5 protein-coding genes are annotated in these 5,967 nt (G+C 49.9%); all 5 read right to left on the bottom strand.

All coding sequences use genetic code 11. The features are described from left to right. Nucleotides 1-354: 354 nt before the first annotated feature. The gene (locus RBB39_RS22510; RefSeq protein ID WP_306169433.1) at nucleotides 355-651 is read right to left on the bottom strand and encodes a hypothetical protein; all 297 of its coding nucleotides are present in this window, start codon (nucleotides 649-651) and stop codon (nucleotides 355-357) included. An 18-nt stretch (nucleotides 652-669) separates the two neighbouring features. Next, a complete protein-coding gene (locus tag RBB39_RS22505) occupies nucleotides 670-1,392 on the bottom strand; it encodes a DUF6708 domain-containing protein (RefSeq protein ID WP_306169432.1) in 723 nt (240 codons plus the stop codon). A gap of 219 nt (nucleotides 1,393-1,611) precedes the next feature. Beyond that, nucleotides 1,612-4,227 (bottom strand): T6SS effector BTH_I2691 family protein, encoded by a 2,616-nt coding sequence (locus RBB39_RS22500; protein WP_306169431.1) that lies wholly within the window; start codon nucleotides 4,225-4,227, stop codon nucleotides 1,612-1,614. Then, entirely contained in the window at nucleotides 4,227-5,117 is an 891-nt protein-coding gene (locus RBB39_RS22495; RefSeq protein ID WP_083970667.1) for a DUF4123 domain-containing protein, read from the bottom strand. Before RBB39_RS22495 ends, RBB39_RS22500 begins: the two co-directional genes overlap by 1 nt. A 1-nt stretch (nucleotide 5,118) precedes the next feature. Further along, on the bottom strand, nucleotides 5,119-5,967 hold an 849-nt coding region (locus RBB39_RS22490), incomplete at its 5' end, for a DUF2345 domain-containing protein (protein WP_306169430.1).

Here is a 5,967-nt window from a genome sequence, read left to right as displayed (position 1 = left end):
GACTCACTCAATACCAGGCCTAGAGAGACGTTGAACGCCAAGACGCCTCTGGAGGTATACGCGGAGGTTCTCCAGAAGTCAGTGCCCGGATCTCCGGCACTCCAATAGTGTTGCGCTTGTAGGTTGAGACCGTCAAGTTCCACAGCTTTCCGCTCAGATCGACGTGACAACAAGTGGAGGTCCTTCGTTTTTGACCAAGCGCTACATGCTTGTCAGATAGCGACCCGGAGGCGTCGATTTTTTGAAGAAAACTTATGCAGACACACTCTAATGCAGGATAATCACGAAGTACCTAAAGGTCGGAAAGTTGAGGCTCTGCCATGTGCATAACATTAAAAATAATACGCTCCTCTACTATCCATTGACAAACATCATGAAATAAGTATAAGCCGCCCAGATAATCCCTGAAAGAGTAATTAAACTACCAATGCAGAAACATATAATAGGCCAAGTGCCTTCGACGAAACTAAATGGTGCATTATCATCTGCAGTCTTAGCATAGGGGTCATCCTTTTCAGTTTGGCACTGGGCCTCCACATCGTCCGGCCATTGAGGTCTTTTGCTGGTATATACAGCCACCATTCGCCCCCAGACCAACGGCACATAAAGAGGAGAAAGAAGCAACTGAGCAATAGGGGAAAAAGCTAGCATGCCAAGCCCTCTAACGATTCAAAAAGACAAACTCTCTCTCTCCTTGTCGACAGGCATACATAACTCAATTAAATCTGAATTTTTTTCGTATCCATCGGGTTCCTCCATATAGCGACGAATAAATTCCCATATTCCTAGCGCATACTCCTTTTCACCCCAAGCAGGGTATCCAAGAGAAAATGTTTGTAACACATTTTTTCGATCTCCATCAAGAACATGCGCCCTAATCTCGTAGAACGACTTAGGAAACCAAGCGATTTTATTTTCTGCCAAATAGACAAAAATATCTTCCCACTTCACTTTAACCATATCTCCTCTAGGTAGAATAGCATAAACCATTCTGCTCTTTCTGTTTAGGCGCACTGGGTAGTGTGTCAACTGAAATGCCTCCAAACGAAAAAATGACCAACCAAGAGCAATAGGACCAGCGCACGTCACTACTACAAATATGAAAAACAACCAGTCGCCGCCTAGAAGCGTGGCCAGACCCACTACTGAAAGGCCAAGGCCGCCAAGCATGAAAAACATAACACCAGCAAATACACCTTGTCCTTTATGGACGTACCAACGATCCACCATCTCCATATAGCAATCATTGATCTTTATAACAGATATCAAATCTCTTGCTGGAGTTTCCTGTTCCCTACTTTTGCTAATTTCCGAATCAATTTCTTCCTTTCGCAATTTGCGGCGAACAGGAAAACCATGAAACTTACCATTTGTCAATCCCACTAAATCCATACCACCTCCTAATCAAAGAGTTCTTTCATTGCTTCTGTTTGAGATTTAAAGTCAGCAAAGCCATCATGATTTCTATCAACACCAAAATAAGAGCGGCGAATCCAATGTTGAAGGCTATCTTTCACCACAATAAACAACGCTATATTTACTGCAACTGCTATGCCGGCCAATATCCACCCCCATCCGGGCACAGTGATAGTTGCAAGAATGGCATTTCTGCTAACAAAAGTTATTAACAAAAACGATGCCCCCCCCTGCCAGTGAAGAACAAAAATATAAAAAAGCCTCAAGATTCTGACCTCTTTCAAGGGCATTCTTCGTGGCATAAAAGTCAAGACCACTAAACAAAAAAGCGGAAACAGAACCAAATACACGAACTCCACCCAAAAGGCCGCTGTTAAGCCTGCTACTCTCCCATATCTGCAACCTACCACCGAACAGAGCTCTTCGACTCAGTAACGCATGTCCCAATTCAAATGCAGCTCCTACTGTTCCCGCTGTAATAGCTATCAACTTGCTCCCAATAAGAAACTTACTCTTTGCGTCCGTGGCTTCGAATATTGTATTCGCCTGAAATAAGAGCGTTGTTCCACCTATAATCATACTAACGATACTTAACTGTATATTACGATTGGCCAAGGCTCCCCAGGCCGACCCCGTCAATGCTGCATGGGATAAATGTTGGCTTACCGGTTCTGACATAAGGCTTGCTGATGCGGCTCTTATGGCTCCTTGGTCATCTATTGCATCTGCAACATCAAGAATCTTATAATAATCGTAACTTACTCGATAGTTCCCTCGACCACCAACTGCTCCGGATATTTCAGCAGCGTGCCTTGTAGCCATCAGCATTCTACGGTCAAAAATTTCTGCATCCACGTTGCCAAAGCGTCGGTTAACTTCTCCCATGCTCTTTCTGAGGTCTGCAACAACCATTCTTAACGTGGCATCGTTCACAGATATTTTTACTATCGGCCTCTCGGCGATCATACCGAGAAGCAGGAAGGCTGGCTTCGTTCTAGCCGTAGGCTCATCCTTCAATAATTTGACATAGGGAGAGATTATCGCTGCCAATAACCTTCCCAACGTACCCTTGTGTTCCGGCAAATCTTCAAACACCTTGAGGTACGCGGCTATTACACCCTGCCACGGCAGACTAATTACGTCACCGTGACTGACATCAATATTATTTATTGAGCTAGTCATCTCTGACTTTAGCTTGCTTGAGTCAACCAAAAGACCGCGCAGCAACAAGTTGTCACGTGATACGTCTACACTGCTTAACCAGGCAACGTACTGATCATGTAACGTTTTATACTGCTGCGTATCTGCTAAACAGCGCGCAACAGTCGCGGCAAACGCTACACCCGATTCAGTGTCACTATCATCGTGGTTAGCCTCAAGATAGACAAGTAAACACTTAGACTTTAACCACTTTTTATAAGCGTCACCCAGAGGAGCCATCACTTCTCTTTCGAATCTTTCCTTCGCTGGCCCGAATTCTTCCCTTTCCCACCTTTCCATCATTGTGGGACCATCATCTTCACCAGGACTGCTTCGAGCCAACATCTTGTCATATTTTGCCCATGCATCGTCCGCACACTGTTTCACATACTCACTTTCGACCGCATCATAGTTACGCTCTCTGATAGCCTCCCTACTATAGTATTCATCTAACGCCGGAGTCGACTCCCACCCTGGCCCCCCCGAACTTTGAGTAATAGCTCTGTCCTTTTGTATTTGATCGTATGTACGATCTGCTCGTTCTCTAGCCCTCTCCAAAACTTCGGTTATTGCCCTTTCCCTGATAGCCTCCTCTACCCCATTAATCATCGATGCCGTTACGACTTGCCACCTATGCTCAGGTGATTCTAAAAACTGCTTTGTTCGAGCGGTCATCAAGGACGCAAGGTCATAGGTGATTCCAGCAGGATCATCCAGCGCTACCATCATCGGTAACATATCATCAGCATTTGCCTGGATTTCGGCCCATTCAATCAGACCATCAATCTGCCCTTGCACCCCGATGATGTCAGATACGCTCGAGCCTAGCGAGGTCGGGGGCGGCCAAGAGGCGTCATCCTGCTGATCACGAATACCGGTACGGCTCCATGGGTAACGCGATTCGGCCAGTCTGTCACTGAGTTCTCTGAGCGGCGCCGCATGCTTGCCTTTCCCACCTGGTGTGCCAAGTGACAGCGGCTTTTTTTTATCATTGCCATATTTTGCTGGAATACCGCGCCAATCCGAAAGTGAAATACAACGCATCTGATCACGTCGACGACTTGCACCTTCACCAACGTGTGCATTAGTTGCATGCTCGTGCCAGACACGCTTCGTCCAAGCCGTTTCAGAATATGCAAAGTAAACATCCCCACCATTCTCAGGATCAAGAATAGTAATACAACGTCCAGGGTAATGATGTTCGGGATTATCCTTACAAGTAATCTCTTCACCTTTCGATGGAGGCTGAAGTAGTGCGTCAATACCTCCCTGAATTTCGTTTGGATTCATTGCGACCAAAACATCATGATCAATCTCAAGAACGTAGGGATATAAAAACCCCATTGGAGTCACTAAGTACCCGCTCCAAGTACTCCTGACTTCGTGATAAACATACAGGTATCCCGGGCGCAGAAGTCGAAGTGTATATACTTGCCCTTCTGGCAGCTCTACGTCTTCTACTCCCACACCGAAAGGGTAGTCAAGTCGTGGTGCTTGCGTCTTCTCCACAACATCCGTACGTGCTACTGCATAGCGCAGCGGCAAAACAGGAAGTCCTTTTTTTTCACAGTATGGACACTCGGCTATAGACCGCTGATTTTTTTTGCTCATCACCGCCCCCATGTATAATATTGCTTATTTACTTCACCAGCCATGCGTTTCATATCAACCTCGTCAAGGTCAAAGCATACCTCGCGATAATCGACGCCTCGCCCTTGTATACAAGCAATACGCTCGGCCAATATCGGATGCGAATGTATCTGAGGGTGAAAGCGCACACCCTGTTCAACAAAAAGTATTCGCCCGTACGTATCCTCCGACGACAGGACATCATCTGCTTTTTCAAACAGGTGATCGATCAGTGCCCATAGAGAGGGTGACTGGTGTAGCTGCGGCATTCGAATCACCAAATGGTCAATCATTCGGTTTACTTCAACCACGTTATCGATGCGCTTCCACTGAGATGAAGTTGGCATTAAATGGAAGATCGACGCTTCCATATAAGGCCGATGGCTTCGACAGTACCATTGCCCCTTCTCATCCGGCCAAACCCATTCGGTGATGGGGCCAAGTAACCTATCAACCTGTTCCGGTTCAAATATCCAGGAAAAGTGTCGAAAAACATGTGGATCGTAATAGCGCAACCACCAGTGCCTCGGGTCTCCTGGACGACGTTGGACCAGGTGATGCTTGAGATGCGCCGCGACATCGTCAGCGGTGGCATGGCTGGCGAGCAACGCACAGAAGTAGGAGACGCCACGCTTCTGATAACGAAGGATGCGCTCGAAGATGGTCTTTCGATCATCGTGAGACAGCCCCTTCAAGCTGATTAACTGAGGCAATATGTGTGGCCGCATCTTGGCTTTCGTCGGCGCCAACGGTATGGCGGGCAAGCCTTTCCAGTCGTCTTGCTCGACGTTTAGCGGGTTGAGCAACGCATACGAATATTTGGTCAACCATTCAACCGGCAGGCTTTCAACAATGGGGTGGTGGCTCGACATCTCAGGACCTCCCCAACGGAGTAGCACCTGCCCGCGTCTGCTCCGCTCCCTTAAGCTGGCTTTCACACCCTCCTTCGGGCAGTTCTGGTAACGCACCCTCCAGGCTCGCGGGGCCTGAAAAGTTGTGCTGGGCACCCTTGATGTCGATCTTGCCCGGGGCATGCACTTCGATATTGCCGTCCTTGAGCCGCACATAGGCGCCGGCGCAGGTGAGCAGGATCTCCTTGGCGGCACTGACTTCCACGCTGTCCTCGGTGGAGGTCACGCTCAGGGTCTTCTCGGCGGTCAGGGCCATCGCGTCACTCTGGGCCTGCACCTCGACCTTGCCCTGGGCGGCGAACAGCTTGATCCCGGCGCGCTGGATAAACAGCGACAGGCGTTCGGAAAACGCGCCGATCAGGCTACGCCCGGCGGCCAGGTTGATGTCCTCGCCGCTGGTCACCGTCAGCGACTTGCCCTGGGCGAAATGGGTCGACTGCGGGGTGCTCATGGCGATGCCGGCGGGTGAGGCCAGGTGCAACCAGGGGCTCTCTAGCCGCCCGGCCTCGCCCCGCCCTGCCAGGCTTGCGCCTTTGGCGGTGGACTGATCGGCGGACTGGTCAACGTCCTGGCCAGACGCTGCCCCGCTGGACTCACCGTAGGTGGCCTTGGCGTCCTCGCTGGCCCGCTTGATGTCGCCGCGCACCTCCAGCGCTTCGGCGTCGTGTTCGGCGGCGCTCTGGCTGAGGGTATCGGCGAGCTGCCAGGCGCTGTCGAGTTCACGGTAGACCGGGGACAGCGCGAGCTGTTCGCCGCTGGCACCGAGCTGCCCCCAACTGGTCAGCAGCAGGCCGGCGTTGGCGCGCACCGC

The organism is Halomonas sp. MMSF_3323 (genome assembly GCF_030733595.1).
GTDB classification, from domain to species: Bacteria; Pseudomonadota; Gammaproteobacteria; order Pseudomonadales; family Halomonadaceae; genus Halomonas; species Halomonas litopenaei.
The sequence above is the reverse complement of the archived record's forward strand: the minus strand, read 5'-3'. Positions and strand labels throughout refer to the sequence as shown.